The 25,909-nt window shown below is 61.9% G+C and carries 21 protein-coding genes; 11 read left to right on the top strand and 10 right to left on the bottom strand.

What is annotated here, in order from left to right; translation table 11 throughout:
- Positions 1 to 57: 57 nt before the first annotated feature.
- From QMB98_RS06110 to QMB98_RS06120, 3 genes are all read left to right on the top strand, one after another.
- On the top strand, positions 58 to 819 hold the full coding sequence (locus QMB98_RS06110) for a triose-phosphate isomerase (protein ID WP_371684796.1): 762 nt from the start codon (positions 58 to 60) through the stop codon (positions 817 to 819).
- Between the two features lie 64 nt (positions 820 to 883).
- The gene (locus QMB98_RS06115; protein ID WP_371684797.1) at positions 884 to 1,747 is read left to right on the top strand and encodes a ketose-bisphosphate aldolase; all 864 of its coding nucleotides are present in this window, start codon (positions 884 to 886) and stop codon (positions 1,745 to 1,747) included.
- Positions 1,744 to 2,517, top strand: coding sequence for an HAD-IA family hydrolase (locus QMB98_RS06120; protein WP_371684798.1), 774 nt, complete (start codon positions 1,744 to 1,746; stop codon positions 2,515 to 2,517). The genes QMB98_RS06115 and QMB98_RS06120 overlap by 4 nt, the downstream gene beginning before the upstream one ends.
- Before the next feature lie 211 nt (positions 2,518 to 2,728).
- Here the strand turns inward: QMB98_RS06120 and QMB98_RS06125 are convergent, their stop codons facing one another.
- Positions 2,729 to 3,517, bottom strand: a complete 789-nt coding sequence (locus tag QMB98_RS06125; protein WP_371684799.1) for a GntR family transcriptional regulator — start codon at positions 3,515 to 3,517, stop codon at positions 2,729 to 2,731.
- A gap of 200 nt (positions 3,518 to 3,717) precedes the next feature.
- Between QMB98_RS06125 and QMB98_RS06130 the strand changes: the two genes are divergently transcribed.
- The 8 genes from QMB98_RS06130 to QMB98_RS06165 all read left to right on the top strand — a co-directional run bounded on the left by QMB98_RS06130 (position 3,718) and on the right by QMB98_RS06165 (position 14,163).
- A complete protein-coding gene (locus tag QMB98_RS06130) occupies positions 3,718 to 5,901 on the top strand; it encodes a thiamine pyrophosphate-dependent enzyme (RefSeq protein ID WP_371684800.1) in 2,184 nt (727 codons plus the stop codon).
- 20 nt (positions 5,902 to 5,921) lie between these two features.
- Positions 5,922 to 7,292, top strand: a complete 1,371-nt coding sequence (locus QMB98_RS06135; protein WP_371684801.1) for a dihydrolipoamide acetyltransferase family protein — start codon at positions 5,922 to 5,924, stop codon at positions 7,290 to 7,292.
- Positions 7,293 to 7,829: 537 nt separating this feature from the next.
- Entirely contained in the window at positions 7,830 to 8,015 is a 186-nt protein-coding gene (locus tag QMB98_RS06140) for a hypothetical protein (protein ID WP_371684802.1), read from the top strand.
- Complete coding sequence (locus tag QMB98_RS06145; RefSeq protein WP_371684803.1) at positions 7,979 to 9,382, top strand: FGGY family carbohydrate kinase; 1,404 nt, start codon at positions 7,979 to 7,981, stop codon at positions 9,380 to 9,382. The genes QMB98_RS06140 and QMB98_RS06145 overlap by 37 nt, the downstream gene beginning before the upstream one ends.
- The gene (locus QMB98_RS06150; protein ID WP_371684804.1) at positions 9,379 to 10,452 is read left to right on the top strand and encodes a zinc-binding dehydrogenase; all 1,074 of its coding nucleotides are present in this window, start codon (positions 9,379 to 9,381) and stop codon (positions 10,450 to 10,452) included. The genes QMB98_RS06145 and QMB98_RS06150 overlap by 4 nt, the downstream gene beginning before the upstream one ends.
- Before the next feature lie 526 nt (positions 10,453 to 10,978).
- Positions 10,979 to 11,605, top strand: a complete 627-nt coding sequence (gene dhaL / locus QMB98_RS06155; protein ID WP_371684805.1) for a dihydroxyacetone kinase subunit DhaL — start codon at positions 10,979 to 10,981, stop codon at positions 11,603 to 11,605.
- A gap of 38 nt (positions 11,606 to 11,643) precedes the next feature.
- On the top strand, positions 11,644 to 12,639 hold the full coding sequence (gene dhaK, locus QMB98_RS06160) for a dihydroxyacetone kinase subunit DhaK (protein WP_371684806.1): 996 nt from the start codon (positions 11,644 to 11,646) through the stop codon (positions 12,637 to 12,639).
- 195 nt (positions 12,640 to 12,834) lie between these two features.
- Complete coding sequence (locus tag QMB98_RS06165) at positions 12,835 to 14,163, top strand: transaldolase family protein (protein ID WP_371684807.1); 1,329 nt, start codon at positions 12,835 to 12,837, stop codon at positions 14,161 to 14,163.
- Positions 14,164 to 14,483: 320 nt separating this feature from the next.
- On the opposite strand, the gene QMB98_RS06170 is transcribed toward QMB98_RS06165, so the two are convergent.
- The 9 genes from QMB98_RS06170 to QMB98_RS06210 form a co-directional block, all read right to left on the bottom strand.
- Positions 14,484 to 15,257, bottom strand: coding sequence for a DeoR/GlpR family DNA-binding transcription regulator (locus tag QMB98_RS06170; RefSeq protein WP_371684808.1), 774 nt, complete (start codon positions 15,255 to 15,257; stop codon positions 14,484 to 14,486).
- A gap of 131 nt (positions 15,258 to 15,388) precedes the next feature.
- A complete protein-coding gene (locus QMB98_RS06175) occupies positions 15,389 to 16,411 on the bottom strand; it encodes a zinc-binding dehydrogenase (RefSeq protein ID WP_371684809.1) in 1,023 nt (340 codons plus the stop codon).
- A 39-nt stretch (positions 16,412 to 16,450) separates the two neighbouring features.
- On the bottom strand, positions 16,451 to 17,494 hold the full coding sequence (locus QMB98_RS06180) for a 3-hydroxyacyl-CoA dehydrogenase NAD-binding domain-containing protein (protein WP_371684810.1): 1,044 nt from the start codon (positions 17,492 to 17,494) through the stop codon (positions 16,451 to 16,453).
- A gap of 17 nt (positions 17,495 to 17,511) precedes the next feature.
- A complete protein-coding gene (locus tag QMB98_RS06185) occupies positions 17,512 to 19,077 on the bottom strand; it encodes an FGGY-family carbohydrate kinase (protein WP_371684811.1) in 1,566 nt (521 codons plus the stop codon).
- A gap of 507 nt (positions 19,078 to 19,584) precedes the next feature.
- A complete protein-coding gene (locus QMB98_RS06190) occupies positions 19,585 to 20,235 on the bottom strand; it encodes a class II aldolase/adducin family protein (RefSeq protein WP_371684812.1) in 651 nt (216 codons plus the stop codon).
- 18 nt (positions 20,236 to 20,253) lie between these two features.
- Positions 20,254 to 21,279 carry a 2-hydroxyacid dehydrogenase gene (locus QMB98_RS06195; protein WP_371684813.1) on the bottom strand — a complete coding sequence of 342 codons (1,026 nt, stop codon included), beginning with the start codon at positions 21,277 to 21,279 and terminating at the stop codon, positions 20,254 to 20,256.
- 26 nt (positions 21,280 to 21,305) lie between these two features.
- Complete coding sequence (locus tag QMB98_RS06200) at positions 21,306 to 22,814, bottom strand: FGGY family carbohydrate kinase (RefSeq protein ID WP_371684814.1); 1,509 nt, start codon at positions 22,812 to 22,814, stop codon at positions 21,306 to 21,308.
- A gap of 132 nt (positions 22,815 to 22,946) precedes the next feature.
- Entirely contained in the window at positions 22,947 to 23,987 is a 1,041-nt protein-coding gene (locus QMB98_RS06205; RefSeq protein WP_371684815.1) for a zinc-binding dehydrogenase, read from the bottom strand.
- 110 nt (positions 23,988 to 24,097) lie between these two features.
- Entirely contained in the window at positions 24,098 to 25,582 is a 1,485-nt protein-coding gene (locus QMB98_RS06210; protein ID WP_371684816.1) for an FGGY-family carbohydrate kinase, read from the bottom strand.
- Positions 25,583 to 25,909: the final 327 nt, after the last annotated feature.

A 25,909-nucleotide genomic window follows, 5' to 3' on the forward strand; every position in this document is an offset into this window, starting at 1 on the left:
TTTCATGCCACGACGCGCAAAACGCCCGCTACACACTCAATTATGAAGAGCCTCTAAATGTCCCTCCCCACTCCCGTTGCCGGATTCAGTTCCAAGGCCTACCAGTCTCTTGCGGAGGCGAAGGCATGGGCGGGCGTCGTCTCACTGGCACTGAGCGACGGCCGCGGAGCAGGCCACTACATCTGCGTCCCCCACCCGATCCTGCCCCTCATGAAGCAGTGGCTGGACGGGACTGGCATGGACGTCGGCGTACAGGACCTTTCCCGGTTCACTCCCGGGCCGCACACCGGTGATGTCACGGCCGACCTGCTCGCTGACCTGGGATGCCGGTACGTCATGCTCGGTCATCCCGAGCGGCGACGGGACTATGGGGAGACGTGGGAACTGGTGGCGGAGAAGGCCGCCAGGGCCAGCGAGAACGGTATTGTCCCCATCATCATTGCCGGTGAGGCAAACCAGGATGATGACGTTCGCGCCGTATGCGAAGAGCAGCTGAACTACATCACGGGCGCCATCAGCCCCGATGCGGACCTGCTCATCGCGTACGAGCCAGCATGGGCGATCGGGGTGGCCGACGCGGCTCCCGCCGAGCACATTGTCGGCGCCATCTCGATCATCAATGACCTGCTGTCGAACCGTCCGGGTGCGTCCCGGATCGTTTACGGCGGTAGCGCCAAGGCGAGCACCTACACCGCCATCGTTCAAGCCGGGAAGGAGAACCCCTCCGGGGTTCCCGACGGCGTGTTCCTGGGGCGAGCCGGCCTCGACCCACACACGTTCCTATCCAGTGTCCACGAAGTAGAAAACGCACAAAACTAACGATGTTGGGGGCCGAGTAGCACCGGCCCCCAACGGGCTCACAGCCGACCACAAGGAGAAAGAAATGCCTTACGCAAACACCCTCGACCTGGTTCGAGAAGCAGAAAAGGGAGGGTACGCGGTTCCCGCCATCAACATTGTCGACCCCATGACAATTGCCGCAATCGTGCGGGCAGCTGACGAGATCGGCTCCCCCGTGATCTTGCAGACCTCCGTCAAGACCGTCAAGAGCGCGGGGGCGGACGTTCTTGTCAATGCCGCGAAGGTCGCTGCAGAGAAGGCCGGCGTTGGCGTTGCCCTGCACCTTGACCACTGCCCCGACCGCTCCATCATCTCCCTCTGCGTGGAGAAGGGCTGGAGCTCGGTTCTGTTCGACGCCTCCGACCGCGATCTCGAGACCGCACGCCGCGAAACGGCCGAGGTCGTTGAGGAATGCCACGCTGCCGGCGTTACCGTCGAGTCCGAGATCGAGAACATCCTCGGCGTTGAGGACGGTGTTGGTTCGGATGAGTCCACCCACGCCTACACCGTCGATCAGCTGATCGAGGTCGCGAAGGAAACCGGCACCGACCTGCTCGCCCCCGCACTCGGTACCGCTCACGGCCAGTACAAGTCCGAGCCCGTTCTCGTTCCCGAACGCGTCACGGAGATCCGCGAGAAGTACGACATCCCCGTAGTCCTCCACGGCGGCACCGGACTTTCTGACGCCCAGTTCCACGAGTTCATCGACAACGGCGTTTCGAAGATCAACATCTCGACCGCCCTCAAGCACGCCTACATGAAGACCGCTCTCGCCTACCTCAAGGAATGCGAAGAGAAGGACGCGTGGGAGCCCGTCAAGCTCTTTGCCGAGATCGAGAGGGCCTCCGAAGAGGTCATCAAGAACTTCGCCAAGATCTTCCGCTCCGAAGGAAAGGTTACCCAGTGAACGCCCTGATTTTTGACTGCGACGGCGTGCTCGCCGACACCGAGCTCGACGGCCACCTCGTTGCCTTCAACGAGACCTTCGAGCACTTCGGCCTGCCGTTCCGCTGGAGCCAGGACGAGTACGCACGCCTCCTCGCCGTCGGTGGCGGCAAGGAACGCTTCATCGCCTACGTGAAGGAGAACCCGGGCCTCGAGGAAACCCTGCCCGAGCCGCTCGACGAGTTCGTTCTCAAGATCCACAAGGAGAAGTCCCAGCGCTACGTTGAGCGGGTCGAGAACGGGCTCCTGCCCGGACGCCCCGGCATCGCCCGCATCATCTCCGAGGCACTGGATGCCGGATGGAAGGTTGCCGTTGCCTCCACGTCCGCACTCAAGTCCGTCGAGGCCGTTCTCACCGCCGTCATCGGCCCTGAGCAGCGCGAGCGCCTCTCCGGCGTCTTCGCCGGCGACATGGTTCCGGCCAAGAAGCCCGCTCCCGACATCTACCTCATGGCGATGGACGAGATCGGTGCGGACAAGGACACCACCGTCATCGTCGAGGACTCGAACACGGGCGCTAAGGCCGCTGCCGCGGCCAACACCCGCTACATCGTCACCCTGTCCACCTTCACGGTGAACGAGGAGTTCCCCCAGGCCACCACGGTTCTGTCGAACCTGGGTGTGCCCGGTGAGCCCGCCTCGATCCGCGAGGGCGAGGACGTCCTGACCGACGGCATTGTCACAGTCGAATCCCTAGAAAAGGTCCTCAGCCTCCCGATCCCGTCCGAATAGGACAAGCGGGAACAGGACAAGAGGGGTATGTTCCACCGGAGTGGAACGTACCCCTTTCCGCTTTGACCATACGAAGACAGCACATGAGTACGCCCGGCACTAGCCGGGCGTACTGTCGTATTGGCAAACCTAGGTATTGGCCCACCTACATGCTTGCGAAATATCGTCGCGACCAACCAACATCCAGGCAACCCTCCATCTCAGGCAGGAACTACATCTCGTACTCGTAGGTGAGGCGGATCCTGTCACCGCGCAGGAGGATGCGGGTGTACTCGAAGGGCACGCCCTCGGGGGTGCTGACCTTTTGGCGGAGTAGGAGGATGGGCTCCCCTGGGTTGATCGTCAGGAGCTTGCCTTCCGTACTCGAGGCTCGCGTCGACTCGAGGGTCTCTTCGACATGACCCATGACGAGGTCGTACTCGCGATCGAGAATGACGCAGAGCTGCTCCGTGGCGGAGTCGCGGTCCAGCAGATCCGGGGCGAGCTTGAGTGGCACGTGGGAGATGTGGAGGGAGATGGGGGCGTCCTCGGCGCGGCGCAGGCGCGCGATCTTCACGACCTGCTCGCCTTCGGCAAGATTGAGGTGTTCTGCGACGTAGGAGTCGGCGGGCTCAATGGTTGCGTCCATGAGCTCCGTTGAGGTGGTGTAACCGGCCTCCTCGAGCTGTTGCCTCATGCCGGTGTAGGCGGGTGACTTGGTCGAGATCTTTCCAGGGGCAACGTACGTGCCCTTGCCCTGAACGCGGAACAGGCGTCCCTCATTCACGAGCGTGGTGAGGACCTGACGGACTGTCATGCGGGACAGACCGTACTCCCTGTTCAGTTCGTGCTCGGACGGGATCTTCAGGTTCGGCTTCCACTCGCCCGAATCAATGCGCTCTCGGAGGATGTCACCAAGCTGGACGTAGAGCGGAACTGACGAGCTACGGTCGAGAGTTTTCGGTACTCTCTTATCGACCGCGTCGGGACTTGCGACCACCGGAATAATTTTGGAAGCCATTGATATCGAGTCCCTTCTTGACCAATGCTGTATAGCCTCGTGTACACTTGTAAGCAATTGTATAGCCTGCGCTGCGGAAAAACCGTATAAGCTCATCATGCAACGTAGCACGCAAGAGTCGCACTCCACAGATTTCCTTGCAAATACAAGCTTAAAGCACTGCGCGATACAGTCCGGAAATTACGACAAAGGATGTCAATATGCCGAAGACCACGAAGCTTCAATCCAAGGTGCCCTGGGTAGAAGTTGCCAGCACGAACGCGGATTGGGACAAGCAGTCCGAATCTGACCTCTTGAACATGGCGAGCCAGATTCACCTCATTCGCGCCTTCGAGGAATCCGTTCTCGACATGGCAGGTCAAAAGCTCATCAACGGCCCCGCACACTCCTCCATCGGACAGGAAGGCGGCGCTGTCGCCTCCGCTCTGCCCCTGCGCGTTGAGGACCAGATCAACGGTTCCCACCGCGGCCACCACCAGTTCCTCGCCAAGGCGTTTAACGCAGTGGCTCCCGAGGGCCTGGACCTGCGAGAGGACCTGAGCGACGAGCTCAACGACGTCCTCTACCGCACCCTCTCCGAGATCGCTGGCCTCAAGGCCGGTTACTGCCGCGGTCGCGGTGGTTCCATGCACCTGCAGTGGAAGGAAATCGGCGCCATGGGCACCAACGCCATCGTTGGTGGCGCCGTCCCGTTCGCAACCGGCTTCGCCTTCAACTCGAAGAAGCTCGGTACCGACAACGTGTCCGTCACCTACTTCGGTGATGGTGCGACCAACATCGGTTCCACCCTCGAGGCCATGAACCTCGCGGCGGCGTGGGATCTGCCCACCCTGTTCTTCATTGAGAACAACCAGTACGCAGTCTCCACCACGGCCGACGAAGCGACCGGTGAGAACCGCCTCTCGGGCCGCGGCCCCGGCTTCGGCATTGCCTCCTGGCGCGTGGATGGCATGGACCCCGTCGCGGTCCGCATCGCCACCGAGCAGGCCGTTGAGCACATGCGTGCGGGCAAGGGCCCGGCCGTCATCGAGGCTCTCACCTACCGCTACTTCCACCAGAACGGCCCGATCCCTGGTTCCGCCTTCGGATACCGCAGCAAGGAGGAGGAGAAGGAGTGGCAGGATCGCGACTCCATGCGCCTCGTCGAGGAGCACCTGCTCCGCCGCGGCATCCTCGATGAGGATGGCGTGAAGTCGCTTCGCAAGAACGCCAAGGCCATCATGGCCACGGTCGTTGAGAAGATCCTAGAGGACGATCCGGACGGCAAGCCCGGCTCCAAGCGCATCCGCCCCGAGCTGTGGCCCGATGTCGAGTTCATCAACGTTGGCATCCGCGGCGAGATCGACGCCGTCAAGGACGAGGACTGCAAGGAACTGACCGACTTCGCGGAGTCGGAGCTGGTTGAAACCAAGTTCCTCGACGCCGTTGCCTCCACAATGCACAGGCGCATGGAGGAGGACGAGACCATCTACGTCATGGGTGAGGACGTCCACAAGCTCAACGGTGGCTCCCGTGGCGCCACGAAGGGCCTTCCCGAGGCATTCCCGGGCCGCATCATCGGCACCCCAATCTCGGAGGCAGCGTTCACCGGCCTCGGTGGCGGCGCCGCTCTCGACGGCCGCACCTACCCCGTTGTTGAGCTCATGTACGCCGACTTCATCTGGGTGGCAGCCGACCAGATCTTCAACCAGATCGGCAAGGCCCGCCACATGTTCGGCGGCGAGCACGCCATGTCGATGCTCATGCGCATCAAGATCGGCACCCGCACCGGTTACGGTTCGCAGCACTCGATGGATCCCGCCGGCATCCTCGCCACCAACCCGGGATGGCGAATCATTGCCCCCTCGACGCCGCACGACTACATTGGCCTGCTGAACGCAGCCATGAAGCTCGACGATCCGGTTGCCGTTCTCGAGCACGACGCGGACCTGTACCGCAGCACCGGCCTAGCACCCAAGGACGACCGCGACTTCTGCCTTCCCGTTGGCAAGGCAGCCCTGCGCCGCGAAGGCAACGACGTCACCGTGATCTCCTACCTGTCCATGGTGTCGCAGTCCGTGACCGCGGCCGAGCAGTCCGGTGTGGATGCTGACGTCATCGACCTGCGTTGGCTCGACAAGGCCAGCATCGACTGGGAGCTGATCGAGAAGTCGATCAAGAAGACCAACCGCATCCTCATCGCGGAGCAGGCTAACGCCGGCACCTCGTACGGCGGATGGCTCGCTGACGAGATTCAGCGCCGTTACTTCGATTGGCTGGATGCTCCCGTCATGCGCGTACACGGCTCCGAGTCCTCCCCCAGCATCTCCAAGATTCTGGAAGCTGCCGCCCTGGCCGATGTCGACGATGTTGCGAAGGCTCTTGTCGAGCTCCGCGACATGTGAGCCCCGAAAGGACTTATTCAATGGCACAGTATTTCACCATGCCCGGGCTCTCGGCCGATGCTGAGGAAGCCCTCCTGGAAGATTGGCTCATCAAGGAAGGCGACGAGCTTTCCGAAGGTAGCCCGATTGCGACCGTCGAAACCGACAAGGCCGTTGTCGACATCGATATCAACGCTGACGGCGTTGTGCACGCTCTCCTTGTCGAGACCGGCAGCTCCGTTCCCGTTGGTGACCCGATCCTGGTTCTGCGCGATCCCGATGAGGATCCGGCCGAGGCAGATCGCCTTGCGGCCCTCGCCCGTGGCGAGTCCGCACCGGCCGCTTCGGCTCCCGCAGAAGCCAAGGAAGAGGCACCAACCTCCGCTGAATCGACTCCGGAGGTAACCAACACGGGTTCACCCGTGCCGGATGGTTTGGAACCTGCTGTTGCGGCCGAGCAGGCAACCCTCGGAACCGAAGAGCAGGTCAGCCCGGCACCGACCGGTCGCCTGTTCGTGACCCCGATCGTGCGCCGCCTCGCCAAGGAGCAGGGCATCGACCTCACCACCATCACCGGCACCGGCAAGAATGGCCGCATCATACGCCGCGACTTCGAGAAGGCTGTTGCCGAGCAGGCGAACGCCCCCAAGGCGCCACCCGCCCAGCAGGCCGCTCCCGTGCAGTCACCGGCTCCCGCCGAGCACTCCTCCTCGATCGACCTGTCGGCCTACCCGGATGCTGAGTTCGTTGAACACACGAAGATCCGCAAGGTCGTGGCGCGTCGCCTCCAGCAGTCGAAGAGGGAAGCTCCCCACTTCTACCTGCGCCGCTCCGTCAACGTGGATGCTCTGCTTGCTCTGCGCAAGCAGCTGAACGAGAACTCTCCCGTTCGCATCTCCGTCAACGACCTTGTCGTCAAGGCCGCCGCGAAGGCTCTCGCCGAGTTCCCCGAGGTCAACTCGGTTTGGGACGACGCGGGTTCCTACCGCCTCTCGACCGTTGATGTCGCTGTTGCTGTCGCTTCCGACCGCGGTCTCGTGACCCCGGTTGTGCGCAAGGCAGACCAGCTAGCGCTGTCGGCTCTCTCGAGCTCGATCAAGGATCTTGCCTCACGTGCGAACGAGAACCGCCTCAAGCAGGACGAGCTCTTCGGTGGCGCTCTCACTGTCTCCAACCTCGGCATGTTCGGGGTGGAGGACTTTGACGCGATCATCAACCCGCCGCAGGCAGCGATCCTCGCCGTTGGTGCCGCAACCCAGCAGCCCGTCGTCATTGACGGCGAGATCGCGGTTGCGTCGATCATGAAGCTCTCGCTTTCCGTCGATCACCGCAGCGTGGATGGTGCTCTTGGCGCACAGTTCCTTGCTCGCATCGTCGAACAGCTGGAGTCCCCCTTCAGCCTGCTGATCTAGCAGGAAGGCCCACCACGCGCGTCTGTGTGGTGGGCCTTTCTGTATCCACAGCGGACCATGGCCCAGATCACACCCTCCGATTGAGCCATTGGAAGGGAGCGCTTTTAAACGAACAGAGAACAGAGAAGGAGCCAACCAAGCAAGACCAGGAACGAAGTACAACGAACCCGAGACTGAAGAGTCTCACGAGAACAAAGATCTACGTCTATGCAGAGAGCCCACCGGCTCTTTCAATCCCAATCAGTGCTCGGCACAGCTCGTGGCGCAAAGCGATTGGACTCGAGCGCAACGCCGCGCACCCGCCCCGGAAGGTGAAGACCCCTTCCCCCAGTCACAGCCTGAAGAGGAATTTGTTTGGAAGTGCTTTCTCAAGCATGACTCGAGTAGTTCTCGAGAAGTTTTTGAGAGTCTCCCTTGTGGAGTCTCCCCTGTGGGCACGTGACATCACATAAATACCCCATCTATCTACTGACACTTTTGGTATTCAGCCGCCGCCACGCAGCGTGGACGGTGTTTTGTTCAAGGAGGAACACGGCAATGGAATACGTAATGGGAATTGATGCCGGAACGTCCGTCGTCAAAGCAACTATTTTTAGCCTTGAAGGTCGGGAAGTCGCCAGGGCTGCCAGGATCGTGCCAATCACGAACCCGGAGTCGTACATGGCGGAGGAGGATCTGCAGGACGTGTGGATGGCGGCGTTGGTGCCATCTCCGAGTCACTGACCGGCAGCGCCATCACCCCGGACAGGATCCGGGCGGTTGCTGTCACGGGCCAGGGTGACGGTTCCTGGCTGGTCGACACGGCCGGCAATCCCGTTGGTCCCGCAATCCTGTGGACCGATGGTCGCGCTGGCGAGATCGTGGACGAGTGGGGCCGCGACGGCACCCTGTCCTCCACTTTCAAGAAGACCGGCGGCGGCCCCTACGCGGGCACGACCTCCGCGATTCTGCGCTGGCGCGTTGAGAACCAGAAGGAACTCCTTGAGCGCGACGATATTCGCAACGTGTATTGCAAGGACTGGGTGGGCTACAAGCTGTCCGGCGAACTGTCCTCGGATCCGTCCGACTACTCACTCATGGGCATCGACACCGTCAACCGCACCTACTCAGATGATCTGCTCGAGGCCTTCGGCATCACCGAGGTCAAGAAGTGGCTCCCGGAGCTGAAGAAGAACACCGACCAGGTCGGTGTCGTCACCGATCAGGCCTCCGGCCTGACCGGCCTGCGCCCCGGAACCCCCGTGTTCAAGGGTGGCGTGGACATCTCCTGTTCGTCCCTTGGTTGTGGCGTGGCAGAGCCCGGCACCGCCATGGCAGTCATCGGCACCGCCGGCATCGTGACCGTTGCGACCGACGAACCGCAGAACGCCTTCAGCCCCGCCGACGTCGGTTGGCTCATCCCCCACACGGAGAAGACCTGGATCCGCTCCCTCGGTATGAACTCCGCGACCACCAACCTCGAGTGGTTCCTGCGCGAGTTTGGTCACCAGTTCCGTGACGAGGCAACCGCCATTGAGGGACGCAACCTGTACTCCTACCTCGATCAGGAACTCAAGAAGGTTCCCCTTGGATCGGGTGGCATCATGTACCACGGGTACAACGCTCCCGGTGGCGAGCGCGCCCCCTTCATCAAGCCCTCCGCACGCGCCTCCTTCAATGGCATCACCGGCTCCCACACCCGCTGGGAGATGCTCCGCTCCGTCTACGAGGGTGTCGCCTACGGCATCCGCGACTGCCTCGACCCCATCCCGGTCACGGTCGACACGATCAACATGGCGGGCGGCGGCGTGAACTCCCCCGTGTGGAGCCAGATCTTCGCCGACGTCCTCGGAGCACGCGTTGTCGTACCCGCGGGCACCGAGTTCGGTGCGAAGGGTGCCGCGATCTGCGCAGCGACCGGCGTTGGCCTGTTCTCCTCCCTCGAGGAGGGCGTCCGCGAAACCGTGGATCCGCTCCGCGAGTACGAGCCGGACCCGAAGAAGACCGCCCTCTACGACGAGTTCTTCGACGTGTACCAGCGTCAGCGTACGGCTCAGATGGAGATCTGGGACGATCTCCAGGCCATCACCCGAAAGGCCGCCAAGGCGTGAGAGCCATTGTGAAATCCGGTGATGGGCAGGTCAGCGTTCAAGAGGTTGCTGACCTGCCCGGACCCGGGCCTGGAGAAGTAACGGTCAACGTGGCTGCGACGGCGATCTGCGGCACTGACCGCAACGAGATTACCGGCACCACGGGCATGATTCCCCGGATCATGGGTCACGAAGTGTGCGGGATTGTGGCCGCCGTTGGTGAGCCCGTTCCCGGCATTCCCATCGGTGCTTCCGTGGGCGACAGAGTGGTGCTGGAAACTGACGCGTACCTGTGCAGGTCGTGCCACTGGTGCCGCACCAAGCAATACAACAGGTGCCCCAACCGCACTGGCATCGGCCGCACCGCGAACGGTGGACTTGCCGAACAGATCACGATCCGCTCCGACGCCGTGCACCGCCTCCCCGATAACGTATCGCTTCTCGAGGGAGCCCTCCTTGAGCCCCTCGCCGTAGCGGTCCACTCGGTCCTTGAGGGACCCTTCGAGATCGGTCCGGACTCCACGGTCGTTGTCATCGGCCCGGGCACCATGGGGCAGCTCTGCGCCCAGGTTGTAGCCGCTGTCGGTGCGCGTGTCATCGTGGTTGGCCTGGAGCGCCACGAGGCACGCCTCAAGGTCGCGAAGGAAACCGGAGCACACTACACGGTGTCGAGCGGAGCGGACGATGTTCGCGCCCTCGTGAGTGAGCTGACTGGGGGCATGGGAGTGGACTACGTCTTCGAGTGCAGTGGCAGCGTCGACCAGGTTGTCGATGGACTCTCGTACCTGCGTAAGGGCGGCATGTTTGGCCTGGTCGCCTTCTACAAGGATCCTCTCGTCGTGGATGCGATGACGATCATGCAGAACGAACTCAACGTCGTCGGGTGCCGAGGCAAGAGGCCCTCCAGCTTCCGCACCGCACTCGCCCTCCTGCGCAACGGACACCTGAACCTCCTCCCCGTCATCGGAGCCGTACACTGCTTGGATGAGTGGGACCTGGCCATTGAGGAGGTCAGTCGCGGAGTCAAGGTCGTCATGACCCCAGGCGGTGCCCCGCTTGATACCGAACTTCCCGACCACCTCAAGAGCTGACGTGGGCAGGTGGTAACGGATCTTTCTTGCCGCCCGCAGGACCCTCCCTTCGTGCGGCAAGAAAGATCAAGGACGATGCCGAGGTGGCCCGGGCCCTTGCCCGGGCCACCTCCTTCCCACTCCCCTCCATGCGCCAACCATCACCATCGAGACACTGCAGCTTCGCAATAGAATCGACGGCCGCGAGCGCACGCCACCGGATCATGCCGAGAGAATCCTTTCTCGGGCTCTCTTGAGTGAAGTCCTACCCGCGGGTTCGGATTCGCCACTCTTTCTCCAGCTCAGAGGCCCGTTAACGTGGCGGACTTGAACCGCATTTACAGCCAGCAAGAAGCGCACGCATGCACGGATTCTCAAGATTTCAAAGTCCTCTGAGGTTTCTTCATTCAACCCTTACCAAACAGCACCAGATTGCGTAACATGGGTCACAGGTCGCACATGTATAGGTGCAGATTTCGCCGGTGAAATCTGACCGCGGTGCGACCACTATTTTCAGTCTGCAAGGGTGCAGTTAGGACGCAACACCATGAATGATCTCGAGTTAACAGAATTTGTCGTCAAGACAATTGCCGACACCGCCATTGAGAACGAGTCGTTCTTTTGCGAATTGGATTCGGTCGTCGGGGATGGTGACTTTGGATATTCGCTCGCTCGTGGATTTGAGAAGCTGCTGGAGAACTGGGACGACATCGATCGCAGCAGCGTCCCCGTGTTCCTCCAGAAGTGCGCCATGATCCTCACCTCCAGAATCGGCGGCTCATCGGGCCCAATCTGGGGGACGGCGTTCATGAGGGCGTCCGCCGTTGCTCGCCAGCACGAATCCCTCGACGCTTCCGTGCTGGTCGCCATGATTCGTTCCGCCATCGAGGGCATCCAGGCCCGTGGCGGGGCAGAGTTTGGCGACAAGACACTCATCGATGTTCTCGCCCCCATGGCGGATGAGATCGAGGCCGCCAGTGGATTATCTGGCAAGCAGATTGCAGAACGAGTTGCCGTACGCGCCGACGAGGCGGCGGAGGCCACGAAGGAGATGATCGCCAAGCGCGGTCGCGCCTCCTATACAGCTGAACGAAGCATCGGCAGCGTCGATGCTGGCGGCAAGGGTGTTGCCGTCATTACCCGCGCACTCGCTGATGCGTGGCCCGAGTCCTGACAACCACACAATTAATTCAAAGGCGAAAAGGAAAACAAATGAAGAAGTTCATGAACGACCCGAAGAACTTTGTTCCGGAGATGCTGGACGGCATCGTGCGAGCAAATCCCGACACGTTGAGGTACGTGCCGGACTACAACCTGATCCACCGTGCAGACGCACCGAACAACGGCAAGGTCTCGATCATTCAGGGTTCCGGCTCCGGCCACGAACCCGCACACGTCATGACCGTCGGCCCCGGCATGCTGACCGGCGCCTGCCCGGGTGACGTGTTCGCAGCTCCCCCGATGGACTACGTGTACGAATCTGCCAAGCTCCTGAACTCCGACAAGGGCGTCCTCCTCCTCGTCAACAACTACACGGGCGACCGCATGGCGTGGGAGATGGCGAAGGAGATGCTGGACGCCGAGGGCGTCAAGACCGAGATCGCTTACGTGAACGATGACGTTGCGGTCCAGGACTCCACCTACACTGTCGGCCGCCGCGGCGTTGCCGGCAACTTCTTTGTCATGAAGACCGCTGGCGCTCTCGCAGAGGCCGGTGCTGAGCTGGAGGACGTCAAGGCCATTGCCGAGAAGACGAACTCCCTCGTTCGCACCATGGGCATTGCGCTCTCCGGCACCACTCCCCCCGCCAAGGGCGAACCAATCTTCACCCTCGCGGATGACGAGATGGAGGTGGGCGTTGGCATCCACGGCGAGCCGGGACGCCGCCGCGACAAGATGGCCTCCGCCGACGACATCGTCGACGAGCTGCTGAACGCGGTCGTCTCCGACCTGCCATTCGAGGAGGGTGACGAGGTTGCCCTCATGATCAACGGACTCGGTGGCACGCCGATCTCCGAGCAGTACATTCTCTACGGCATTGCACACCGCAAGCTCGAGGAGAAGGGCATCAAGGTCTGGCGCTCCTACGTTGGAGAGTACTGTACATCGCTGGAGATGGCGGGCGCCTCGCTCACCCTCCTGAAGGTCGATGACGAGCTCAAGGATCTGCTCCTCGCACCCGCCGAGATCGCGATTCGCACCTTCTAGTTCATCCTTTTACCCATCGCGGGAGGGACGCCACGACGCTCCTCCCGCAATTCCTGTTACCCCCAAAAACTGCGATTTCGTTCCCTCCACTTTGGGCGCGTGAGAAGACTTCCAGGACTATCTCAAACCTTGTATAGTCCTGTATAAATTCCCTGGTTAAACTGGTCATGAGAGCCTACAAAGGAGTATGCAATCATGAAAGTTCAGAGTTATCCACCAGCTTCCCTGAATCTGACGGTCGAGGATCTTGACCTTGAGTGCCAGCCCGGGCAGCGCGACGACGTGGAAAGAATTACGAGGACCCCGATCGATCCCGACACCTTTGCTCTCCTGTCGGGCCGCGTCAAGAACATTGAGGTCGGCCCCGAGCTGCAGAAGGTCGTCACCTACTTCAAGACTCCCAAGAAGGAGACTCCTTCCGGGTTCAAGCGCGTCCTCTCCCTCAAGAGGGACACGCTCGTGGTGGACCTGAGGCGGGACATCTCGTACGACAAGAACGGCGAGCTGAAGCCGACGAAGGTCATCTATTCCGCGGATTCCGCGAATCCGTACGAAATTGAGCCCATTGCCCCATTCCTTGGGAACCTTACCTGCAACCCCGGCATCATCTACGACCTGTTTCTCAACAACCCCGAGGCGAACGTTGGGAACAAGTTCAAGGACCGCGACGAGGTCGTGACCGCCCTGGGTGACGTGCTTGGCCCGGGCTGTGACATGTCGATCGAGCTGAATAATCCGTTCGAGCCGGACTTTGCGAAGATCCTGGATGAGGCGGAACGGTTCAGGGAGATCCTCTCCCCCTGGCGGGTTGTCATCAAGGTTCCCCACACCGGTCCCGTCAACCACGAGAACTACCGCCAGCTTCTCACCGGCGATGGTCACCTAGATACGGCATTCGACAAGGGAGCAACCGCCGACATGCTGCGCGGCCACAACCTGGCCCTGAAGCTCTACGAGCACGGATTCAAGGTCAACTTCACCCTCATGTTCGAGCCACATCAGGCTCAGATGGCGCTGCAGGCACGCCCCGCCTTCATCAATGCCTTTATCCGCCATCGTCGCATGCAAGCCAGCAGGATCGTGGGCCTTCTCAAGGCCTACGAGCTCTCCGGGGACACGTACTTCGTTGGAGACCTCCGCAAGTACCTCATCGCGTGCGACTTTCTGCCCGCTGGATCCGACGGCGTCACGGACGATGCGGTTCTTACCCGCGCACGCGAGGCACTCGCCAACCGCGCCGTCACCACCTCGGACAACAGCTCCGACGGGCTCGATACGGTGCGACACAACCTGCGGGCCCTCCGTCAGTCCAACCTGCCCGACACGAGACTCATCATCTGCTCCATGGAGGGGCCGCTCAACTACCCCGACATCGACCGCCTACTCATGGAACCCGAGTTTGAGGACATGGTGGACAGGGTCGTGGTCACGGCCGAACCCCAGTACCTGGCAAGGTTCACCTCAACCAACCAGGTCGTGAGCTACCAGCGCAGGTTTATGGCTGCGGCAGAGGGCAACGACTAGGGGTCAACCAAGCCACCATAGCAACCAACAAGACAGCCACAGCAGGTATGAAGGTGACTGCATGTTCGATCCCCGAAAAGACAGTCGCATATTCTGAAGCGCCCGACCCAGCATTCCATTGCCTCGTCGGGCGCTGCACTACCGCTGACGCGATCTGATCGGAGTAACGGGTTCTCAATGCACCCCACCAGGGCGCGCTCTCCGTCTTCGATCTCTATGCGCACCTACGCAATGAAAAGTGCGTGTTGGTCTCTTTGGGAGGAAACGATGCCACGCCCTTGTGACATCGCCTTAACCCACAGTTTACCCATTTTGTTGCTCTAGTCACGCCCAACTCGGACGGTGGCCCCTCGTTCGCGTAGCTCCGCAATGATGCTTTCCGGCGTGCCAGCATCCACAACAACGCTGTCAAAGTCGGCAGTATCGGCGACTCGGTAGAGGGCCTTCCGTTCAAACTTCGATGCGGTCACGGCAAGGTGGGATTGCACGGACGACTGCAGCATGAGGGCCTTGTATTCGGCGACCTGTGAGTAGGGGTGGTAGACGACGCCGTCGGAGATAGCTGCTGCCGAGATGAAGGCATGGTCGGCACGCACCTGCTGGAGCGTCTTGACGCCCGCTGGGCCGTAGTTCGCGTCAAGGTGGCGGTCGTACCTGCCGCCGAGGGTCACGAGCTCCCAGTCGGGCACAGAGCCAGCGAGCTGGATGATCGACCAGTTGTTCGTGATGATGGTGAGTCCACCCACGGAGGTGAACTTCTTCAGGATCGAGTACACAGTGGACGAGTCGTCGCAGATGATCGAGGTGCCGCGGGTCAGGTACTTCTCAAACTGAGAGGCGAGCGAGTCCTTCGCCTCTTCTTCCTGGGTGAGGCGGTACTTCATCGAGGTCTCGCTCAGGGAGGTGGCAACGGCGGTGACCTCGCCGCGGGAACGCACGATCACGCGATCGTTCTCCAGCTCCGACAGATCACGGTAGATCGTCATCGGGGAGGCGTCAACGAGCTTCAACAGGTCTTCAACGCGCACTGTACCTGCGTTGAGGACGTGTTCTGCCAGCAGTTGTTGCCTGTCGTTCTTACTGAGCTGAGCCACGTTGCTCCCTTCTGCCTAAATTGCTCAAGCCTACTGCCTCACCTGAGCCACTTCGTTATTTTATCGCTCGATACCAGCGAAAGATGAATTGAGTGTGCCGGGAGCGAGTCGCTCCCGGCACACCTTCCTAGCTAGGGGCGAAGAATGTACTTCGAACCCTTGCCCTGGGACATGTCCTCGAGGGACTCGACGAGAGCCTCGAGGGGGCGCACCTCGGTGCAGAGAGACATGCCGTCGAACTTGCCGGTGGACAGCAGTTCAACCGCGATCTTCACGTACCGGGGCTGGTGGTGGTACACGCCCTTGAGGGTGTACTCCTTGTAGTGCATATCCGAGGAGTTGACCGAGAACGGCGCATCCTTCGGGGTGCCACCGAACAGGACTGCGGTGCCGCCGGGGCGGAGGCAGTGCACGGTCTGCTCCCACACCTGGGGCAGACCTACTGCTTCCACGGCCACGTCAGCGCCGCGACCACCGGGGGTGAGCTCGTTGATCTTCGCGGCGCACTCCTGCGGGGTTTCGAGGCCGGTGAGGTTGACGGTGCGGGCACCGGCTTCCTCGGCCTGAGCGAGGCGCCCCTCGGAACGGTCGGCGGCGATCACGCTTGCACCGCGCAGCTGCGCGAGCTTGATGAACATCTGGCCGATGGGGCCAGCGCCGTTGACCACGACGGTGTCGCCGAGCTTGATGCCGGACTCGGAGATGCCGTGAACGACGGTCGAGAGCGGCTCGAGCGGGGCTGCCGCCTCGAACGAGAGGGTGTCGGGAATCTTGTAGGTGTTCCGCTGAACAATGGCCTTGGGAATGATGATCTGTTCCGCGAAGGCACCGTTCAGGTACTCCAGGTTCTCGCACAGCGACTCACGGCCAATCGAGCAGGCCCAGCAGTGCCCACAGGGGGCGGTGTTGGCTGCGACGACGCGGTCACCGGGGGCGAAGTCGGTGACTCCCTCCCCCACTTCGGTGACGATGCCGGCGAACTCGTGTCCGAACCTGGCCGGCAGTGTCGGGAACAGGGTGGGGTGTCCCCTGCGGTACGACTTGAGGTCGGTGCCGCACGTGGCTGCTGCCTTCACTTCGACAGCGACCTCGCCCGGTCCCGGGGTTCCCGGTTCCACATCTTCGAGTCGAAGATCTCCGGGTCCGTAAAACATGTATGCGCGCATAAGATTCCTCTTTTACTTCTTTCCTACCTAGGGACGTGCCGGAAGTACGGCGCGTGCCAAGATATTGGTGTAGTCAGGATCGTCCTGGTAGACGATCTGCTCTGCGGCGTAGAGGAGCGGCATGCGCTCCTTGACGTCACCGGTCTGTTCGGCGAGCCTGATCGCGAGCGGGATGGCGGGCACGCCCTCCACGGTCTGCTCCAGCTCCTCCATGGTCTTGAGCGCGGCCTTCGCACCCTCACCGCGGCCGATGCGGACGCCGTAGACCTTGTTGCGGCCGGACAGTCCGGTCACCTCGAGGTCACCAACGCCGGGCAGGCCGTAGGCGGTTGCTTCCTTCGCGCCGAGTGCGACGGACAGGATCGACATCTCCTTGACAGCCTGGGCGAACGTGGCCGCCTTGAGGTTGTGGTGAGGGTGGCCGGTCTTTTCCTCGAGACCATCGGCGATGCCGAGCATGATGGCGTACACATTCTTCATGGGTGCGCACAGCTCGACGCCGACCTCATCATCGGAGGGCTCGATGGCGTAGTGGTCGGAGCGTGCCTCGCGGGCGTACTTGACCGCTACGTCGTAGTCCTTCGATCCGAAGATCGTGGCCGTGGGTTCGTTTGCTGCACACTCGTTGGCCTTGACCGGGCCGGCGATGGCGACGATGGGTGGCAGGGCGATGCCAGCCGCCTCCGCCATGCGGCGCAGTCCGACGGGCAGGAGCTCGATCGTGCCGTCCTCCGCGGGAAGGAAGCCCTTCGTCGTGAGCCACAGTGCCTGCGCCTTAGAGATGCCCTCGAAGGCGAGTTCTGCAACCTTGGGGACGCCAACGGATGCGACAGAGAGAGCCACAACGTCGACACCATCAAGTGCCTTGTTCAGATCGTCGGATCGGAAGGTGTTGACCTTGTCGGAGATGACAACGTTGATACGAGGGTGGGGTTCACCCGCCTCAATTGCATCAATCAGATGGTCATCGAGCCACGTTCCCCACAGGTTCACCTGCCAGCCTGCCCGCACGAGGGCGTTGGCGAGCCCGGAGCCCATGGCTCCAGCACCGAGGATTGCAATAGATGACATGTTCGATCCCTTTCGATCTAGTTATCTTCGTTGGAGACTTCAGCATCCGGGTAGCGGCGAGCGAACTCGTGAAGCTGATCGTTGGTTTCCTTGAGGTCCGCGTAGAGGCGGCCCTGGATCTCGCCGAGCTCTGCGTAGATCTTGTGGTTCTCTTCGTTCGGCTCGGTGGAGTCGGTGAACTGAGCCATGTGCTTGGCTGCGGTGGCGATCGAGTTGTCGCCGAAGACACCCGTGGAGGACATGGCGACAATGCCGGCGCCGAGTGCCGAGATCTCGTCTTCCTTGCAGGCGGTGATCGGCAGGCCGATTGCGTCGGTCATGATCTGGCGCCAGAGCTTCGAGCGGACGCCGCCACCCATGGCGCGGACCGTGGTCAGCTTCGTGCCGGTCGCCTCCTGGAGGGCGCCGAGCGAGCGCGCCATCTCCATCGAGATTGCCTCCAGCAGGGAGCGGTACATGGAGCCGCGGCCGTGGGTGCCTCGCCAGCCGACGACTGCACCGCGGGCGATGGGCTCCCAGTAGGGGCTCTGCACTGCGTTCCAGTAGGGCAGGGTCACGAGGCCACCGGCACCGACGTTGCGGGCCGCGGCGACTGCCTCGAGCTCCGGATCCGGTCCACCGTTGAGTGCGGGGTTGCCGAATTCCTTGCGGAACCAGGTGGTGAGGAACGCACCCGAGGACTGCAGGACCTCGAGAACGTAAGTGTCGGGGATGCCGCCGGCGAGGGTACGGAACACCTGGCCGTACTGGTATTCATTCGCGGTCACGCCGGCGTTCACGGCGGTACCCATGTTGAGGTAGGCAACCTCAGGATCCACAGCTGCGGCGCCAACGCCAGCAGCCTGCCCATCACCGAGACCGGAGATCACCGGGATCTCCTTCGAGATGTTCCAGGACTCGCGGACTTCCTTCTTCACGTAACCGATGACATCACCGGGCTGGTAGAGGTTCGACATCTGGCTACGCTTGACGCCAGCGATCTCCATGAGCTGGTCGGAGTAGTCGAGCTTCTCAATGTCGAACAGGCCGAGGGAGTCAGCTGCCGCAACCGAGGAGTTCCATTCGCCGGTCAGGCAGTAGACGAGGTAACCGTGCACGTCGACGATCTTGTCGGCGCTTGCCCACAGCTCGGGCTCGTGCTCGTTCACCCATGCCATCTTGTAGATCGCGGGAGTCACGTCTGCGGGCTTGCCCGACAGCTTGTGGATCTCGGGGGTGCCATACTTCTTGATCTGGTCGGCGGCGCGAATGTCGAGCCACAGGATGCCGTTGCGGAGCGGGGTGCCGTCCTCGGTGAAGGGAGCGAAGGTTTCGCGCTGGTGGGTGAGGCCGATGGCTGCGATGCGGCCCTTGTCCGCCATCTTCAGCTTCGAGATGGCCTCCGCAATAGCGGCGTTGGTCGAGCTCCACCAGTGCTCCGGGTTGTGCTCGCCAAAGCCCTGCTGAGGGGTGCGCATGGGGATCTCACGCTTGCCGAGTGCGAGCACGTTTCCTTCGACATCAACAACGATGGCCTTGGACGACGTGGTCGACGAGTCAACAGCGATAACGAGCGGGCCTTCGGCCGCGTTCAACTTGTTCATCTTTTTCTCCTGAATTCTTCCTTGAATCCGACCGGCTTGGACGAACCGGTGTTAGGTAACAGTATTAACACATCAAACTGATAAATCCACCAAAAACACATGATGAACACATGTGCAAACTCTTTACACCATCCGTCCATGCACGAGCTTCGCAATTGTCTCGATTGGAAGGAATTCATGACCCTCACGACCTGCACGTTTCTTGGAGTCAGTCTCTTTTCTCGGCAGAAACACAGGACTTCTCGAGACGATCGACCACTCCAGCCGCTATTGAAGCGAGAGCGCCGAGAACGGTCGCGGGTACGACTGAGCGGGAAGATGCTCGCACCTCCCCGCTCTGGTCCGACATAATCTCGGACACTCACAACACTCCACCCTGTTAAAACTGGTGGAAGCTGACTGCACTATTCAGTTGTCGAGAATGACCTCTTTGTGGCGGTTCATTGCCGGTACACTGCCGATTTAGCAATGACTTTCCAGCGGTTCGGAAACGCTCCCGAACCGGTCCTAGCTGTCCTTGCCCGGCTGCTTGCCGTAGGAGGACATGCCAACGACCGCGGATGCGATCTGATCATCGTCGAGGAGTGCGATGGGGGCTCCGGTTGCCATGGCGCGGAGCTGGATCTCGCAGATGTACTCGAGGATGGGCAGGAGGTTGACGGCCTTCTTGAGGTTCGGGCCGATGGTGATGGCACCATGATTCTTCATGAGGGCGCCGGAGCGTCGCTCAAGGGCCTTCGCAACGTTCTCGGCGAGCTGGTCGGTGCCGAATTCCGCGTAGGGGGCTACGCGGATGATGCCACCGAGCATGGCCGAGTAGTAGTGCGACGGCGGAATCTCGTCCACCACGAGGCCGAGTGCCGTGGAGGCGTAGGCGTGGTTGTGGGTGACGGCCGTGGCGTCCGTTGCCTCGTAGACCGAGATGTGGAGCGGGAGCTCCGAGGAGGGCTTGAGCCTGCCCTCAACGTGGTTTCCCGCCATGTCGTACACAACGACATCCTCGGCGGTCATGGTTGCGTAGTCGACGCCCGAGGGCGAGATGACAACGTGGTCTCCGATGCGGATGGAGACGTTGCCGGCGGTGCCGACCACGAGGTTCTCCTCCACCATGAACAGGCAGGTGTCGACGACTTCTTGGCGTTCTTTTTCGTACAGCATTCTTCTTCTGCTTCTCTCTTACTTTTCTAGGACAGCCGGGTTAGCCAGGTGGGTCGGGACCTCACCACGGGAGTAGGCGGCGATGTCGGCGGTGGCGATGCGGGCGGCCACGCGCGATGCCTCCTGGGACGCTCCAGCGAGGTGGGGCGTGAAGGTGATGCGAGGGGTCTTCAGCAGTCTGTGGTCCGCGGGGAGCGGCTCCTCGGGCAGGCAGTCGAAGGCCGCTGCGTGCAGGTGACCGGCGTCGATCGAGTCGCACACGGCGTCGTAGTCGACGAGCGGGCCGCGAGCGCAGTTGATGAGGATCGAGCCCTTCTTCATCTTCGCGAGCGACTCGGCGTTGATCATGTGCTTGTTCTCCTCCGTCACGCGCGCGTGGAGGGTGACGAAGTCGGACTCGGCAAGGAGCTGATCGAGGGTCACGAACTCGACCACGCCGTCGCTGCCGGGTTCCTTGAACGGATCGAAGGCGAGGACGCGGGCACCGAAGGCGGCCATGATCGCGGCCACGCGTGCGCCGATGGCGCCGTATCCGATGACACCAACGGTCGAGGCGCCAACCTCCTGGCCGGTCTTCTCGAACTTGTAGTAGTCGGTTGCCCACTCGCCGTTCACGACCTCCATGTGCCGCTGGGCGATCTGACGGGCCGCGGCGAGCAGCATCGCAACCGAGTGCTCTGCCGTGGCGCGAGCGTTCCTGCCCGGAGCGTAGGAGACCATGACGCCGTGCTTGGTAGCGGCATCAATGTTGACGTTGACGGGGCCACCGCGGCAGATCGAGATGAGCTTGAGGTCGGGGCTGGCGGCGATGACCTTCTCGGTGAACGGGTGGGTGTGGGAGATGACGGCCTCGCAGCCTTTGAGAGCATCGATGAGTTCGTCCTCATCACCCAGTGCCTCGTGCACCTCGGCGACGTCGCCGAAGGGCGGGTCCGGCCAGGTACCAACCAGTCGCGCCACCTCAGCGTCCGGCACCTCGTTCTTGAGTGCCGTGGTGAGAACGTCATCGGTCAGGAATCCGTCCGATGCAATGAGTACTTTCATGTTTCTCTTTCTCTTTCCTGCGATTGCTAGTTGGTCTGCTTGCGCAGCGACCTCATGTCCGGCCACACCGGACGGAGGGCTCCCCTGGTCTCGAGGAACAGGTCGTACGCATCTCGGTACAGCTTGTTGTTATCGGCGTTCGGCTCGAAGGTCTGAGTCGATGCGCCAAGTGCCTCGGCGGCCTCGGGGATCGTGTTGTAGCGGCCCGCGGACACGAGTGCGAGCACGGCCGCGCCGCGTGCACCGGCCTCCGGAGCGTCCTGGCGGACGACGGTCAGTCCCGTGGCATCGGCGAGAATCTCGCAGATGAGGTCGGAGCGGAAGCCACCGCCCGACACGAGTAGGTCATCGGTCACCTCGAGGGTCTCGATGCACTCCACGAGGGAGAAGGCAACGCCCTCGTATACGGAACGGAGGATGTCCTCGCGTTCGGTCGTGAGCGACATGCCCTGCCACGAGGCCGAAGCGTTCGGGTCGAGGAAGGGTGCACGCTCACCACCGGGGGCTGCGTACGGCAGGTAGACGACGCCGTGCGAACCGGGTCCAGCATGGCGTGCCGACTTCTCGATCTCGTCCCAGTGAGCGTCCTCGAAGCCCAGCATCTTCCTGATCCAGTCGAGGTTCGGGGTGCCGGTCATGGGGGCCATGAACTCGAGAACCTGGGCGTCGTTACCGGTGGCAAGAACCATGGACAGGTCCGACTTGCGTTCGGCAACCGACGGCAGCAGGGTGCCAACGAAGCCGGTGGTGCCGAGGATCAGCCAGGTGGCGCCGTCTTCGACGGCACCGAGGCCCGCGCCGGTCACGGCGACGTCGATCTGACCAACGCCGACCGGTGTGCCCTCGGGGATTCCCGTGATCTTGGCGGCCTCGGCGGACAACGGGGATGCCTTGCCGGCTGGGTGGCGCACCTCGGGCAGGAGCGACAGCGCGTCGGTCAGGTTGACGTCGGCCGCGAGGGACTCCGAGTAGCCTGAGGCGTCGCGTACATCAAAGAAGGTGCGGGATGCTTCTGAGTAGTCGGTGGCGCGCTCGCCCGTGAGCTTGAAGCGCAGCCAGTCCTTACAGTAGAGCTGGGTTGCCGCCCGGGCCATGACCTCGGGCTCCTTCTCGCGCAGCTCCTCGAGGAGGACAGGGAAGAGACCGGAGAACAGGGAGGTGCCGGTGACTTCGAGGACCTTGGCGTCCTTGCCCTCCTCAGTCCACTTGGCGACCCTGTCGCCCGCACGACCATCCATCCAGTTCGCTGCGGGGCGGATCGGTTCGCCGGCCTCGTCGACCAGCCACACGCCGTCACCCTGGCCGGTCAGGCCAATGCCCACGACCTCGTGACCATCGAGCTGGTCCTGAACCGACTTCAGGCAGGAGGCAACGGCCTCCCAGATCAGATTCATGTCCTGCTCTGCTTCGCCATTGGGTCCGTAGTTCACGGGAACGGACTCGTGGTGAGTTGCGTAGATCTCGCCATCAAGGGTGAAGGCAACGGCCTTCACTGCTGTGGTGCCGCCGTCGACACCAATAATTACTTCGGACATTGTGTTACTCCTCATTGAGTGGCCTGGAGGAAAAGTTGTGATCGATTGCGGGGAGCCAGGACCTCTCTCCCCGCAACGGGCCGATCAGTACCGAAACTGTTCGGAATATGTCCGGAACTGCTCTGAACGGAATTAGTTGGGAACGATGGCGACCTTGATACCCTCACCCGACTGGGCGAACTCAATACCCTCGACAACTTCGTCAAGCTTGTAGGTGTGGGTGTGGAGTGCCTTGACGTCGATGAGGCCCGCACCGATGAGGGCGAGAGCCTTCTCGTGGTGTGCGCGGCCCGCGTTCGAGGTGCCCGTGACGATGAGCTCGCTGTAGTGGATGAGGTTCGGATCGACCTCAGCGAGAGCACCCTTCGGGAAGCCTGCGAAGGCGTTAACACGGGCGCGCTTGCGGGCGGCCTGAAGGGCCTGGTTGACGAGGGCGCCGTGACCGATGCAGATGATGACGACGTCAGCGCCGCGACCGTCGGTCAATCCCTTAACGAACTCAAACAGGTCCTGCTCAAGGGGGTTGATCGTGTGGGTTGCACCGAGCGATTCGGCGATCTCGCGGCGGGGTTCCGACGGGTCGGACACGATGACGTTCTCGGCACCGAGAAGGCGGTTGAGCTGCGTGTGGAGCAGGCCGATGGGGCCGGCACCCATGATGAGGACGGTGTCGCCGACCTCGGTTTTGTACTGCTCGGAACCGTTGATGACACATCCAAGGGGTTCGGCGAGGGCCACCTCCGCGGGGGTCAGGTGCGCCGCCGCCTTGTAGACGCCGCCGCGCTCAAGAGCATCCTTCGGGACACGGACGTACTCGGCGAGGCCGCCGTTGACCCGGTACCCGAAGATCTGGGAGTCGGTGCACAGGTGCTCGAGACCGCGTGCGCAGTAGTAGCACTTGAGGCAGGGAATGGTGGGGAGGATGCCAACGAGATCGCCGATCTCGTAGCCTTCGACACCTTCGCCGATCTCCTCAACGTATCCGGAGATCTCGTGCCCGAGGACAACACCGACATCAATGCCTTCCGACTTCTCAACACGCAGGATACGACCGTCCGTGCCGCACACCGTGTTGGCGCCGACTTTGAGGACGAGCTCACCCGCCTGCGCTACCGGCTTCTCAATATCTCGAAGTTCAAGCTTTCCTGGTCCAGCAAACACTGCTGCTTTCATGCGTCCTCCCTAGAACGATCATGCGGTGCGGATTGCACCGTGCCCCGCGGGGCGAAGTCTGTTGTGTGGGTGCGAGAGTGTGGGAGGGTTTCCCCTCCCACACTTAGTCACTAGTTGGCCCGTGCCTGAATGTCTGCCAGCCTGTGGCTGACATCCGCCGTGGACGGGTACAGGTCGAGGTAGATCTGGTACATCTCGCCGTAGATCTCGAGGTTGTCCGGGTTCGGCTCAATCTCACGCTCTGCGGAGTTCCAGGTCGTGTTCTGGTCCACGAGGCCCGCGGTCACGGCCGCGAGCAGAGCATCGCCGTAGGACGCGCCGATGGTGACCTTCGGGATGTACTGCTTGATACCGATGATGTCGGACATGATCTGGGGCCACAGGCCACCGGTCGTGCCGCCACCAACAGCCCAGTATTCCTTGGCCTCGCCGCCCGATTCCTTGATCGAGTCGAGCAGGTGTCGGGAACCGTAGCCGGTTGCCTCGAGCGCGGAACGGTAGATGTCGCCGTACGAGTGCGTGAGGTTGAGGCCGGCGAGGACACCGCGGGCGTTCGGGTCAGCGATCGGCGAACGCTCGCCCGAGAAGTAGGGCAGCATGAGCAGGCCGCGAGCACCCGGGGATGATTCGCCTGCCAGCTTCGTCAGCTCGTCATAGTCGCGTCCCGACAGGTCAGCCACCCACGTGGTGAGCGAACCCGTGGTCGACATGCCGCCGGACACGTTCGAGGTGCCTGCGTAGAGGCCAGCGTTGGACCACAGCGAGGGAGCGATGAGGGCCTTGTCGGAGATCTGCACGGCAACCATGGTGGAGCCGTACATGAGCATGACCTGACCCGGCTGGCTAACGCCAACGGAGAGGGCCTCGACGAATGCGTCGATCGAGCCGACCGACACCGGGGTGCCGGGACGGAGGCCGGTGATGCGGGCGGCGTTCTCGGTGATGTGGCCAGCGACCTCGTTGGACCACATGAGCTTCGGCATCTCGAGATCTTCACAGATGTCGGTGACCCACTCGTCAACCCAGTCGTTCGTGAACGGCGAGTAGAGGGGCTCACACATGGAGGCCGACAGGTGGTCGAGAACGTAGGCGCCGGTCAGGTGGAAGATGCAGTAGGTGTGTGCCATGAGGAAGCGACGGGTCTTCGACCAGACCTCGGGCTCGTTGCGACGAAGCCACTCGATCTTCGGGCCAACAGACTGCGACGTCATGTGGTTACCGCAGACCTCGAGGATCTTGTCGGCACCGTAGCGCTCGGTCAGCTCGTCGATTTCCTTGGCGGAACGGGTGTCAACGCCGTAGAGGATGGCGGGGCGCAGGCCCTGTCCACGCTCGTCGGCTGCGAGGAACACGGGGCCGATGCCGGAAATGGCGAGGCCCGCCACGTCACCCTTTGCGCGGGCGGTCAGACGGCGGCAGATCTCGACAACATCCTTCCACCAGGTCTCATCCGGATCGTGCTCGGCCCAGCCCGGACGGGGGAAGGACGTTTCGTGACGCACAACCTCGCTGTGGATGACGTTACCTTCAGTATCGGCAAGCACACCCTTCGTTGAGCCCGTGCCAATGTCGATTCCGATTACAAGATCAGACATCTCTCAATCTCCTTTGATTTGAGGAATACGGCCGCGAGCACCTCCGCACGGGCCATGGTATGCACGTGATTGCCCTCACGCGCACCCTTCAATATTCCTCTAGCATTCGTGAATAGTCAATGTCAGAGACCGATAAAAATTGAACATATTCTCATCTCATCACGATAATTTCACAGTCTCGTTGATCATTTTCTCGAGTGACTCTATCTCTAGAATCTCTCCATAATTCAGGTCCGACAGTTTTCAACTTTCTCAGACTATTTGGCTCTACCGTGCGCTTTTGAACGAGAATTTCGCGCGCATATTCCAGAACTGGGTACCAGAAAA

The sequence above is a fragment of the Flaviflexus sp. genome (assembly GCF_041440645.1).
Classification (GTDB): domain Bacteria; phylum Actinomycetota; class Actinomycetes; order Actinomycetales; family Actinomycetaceae; genus Flaviflexus.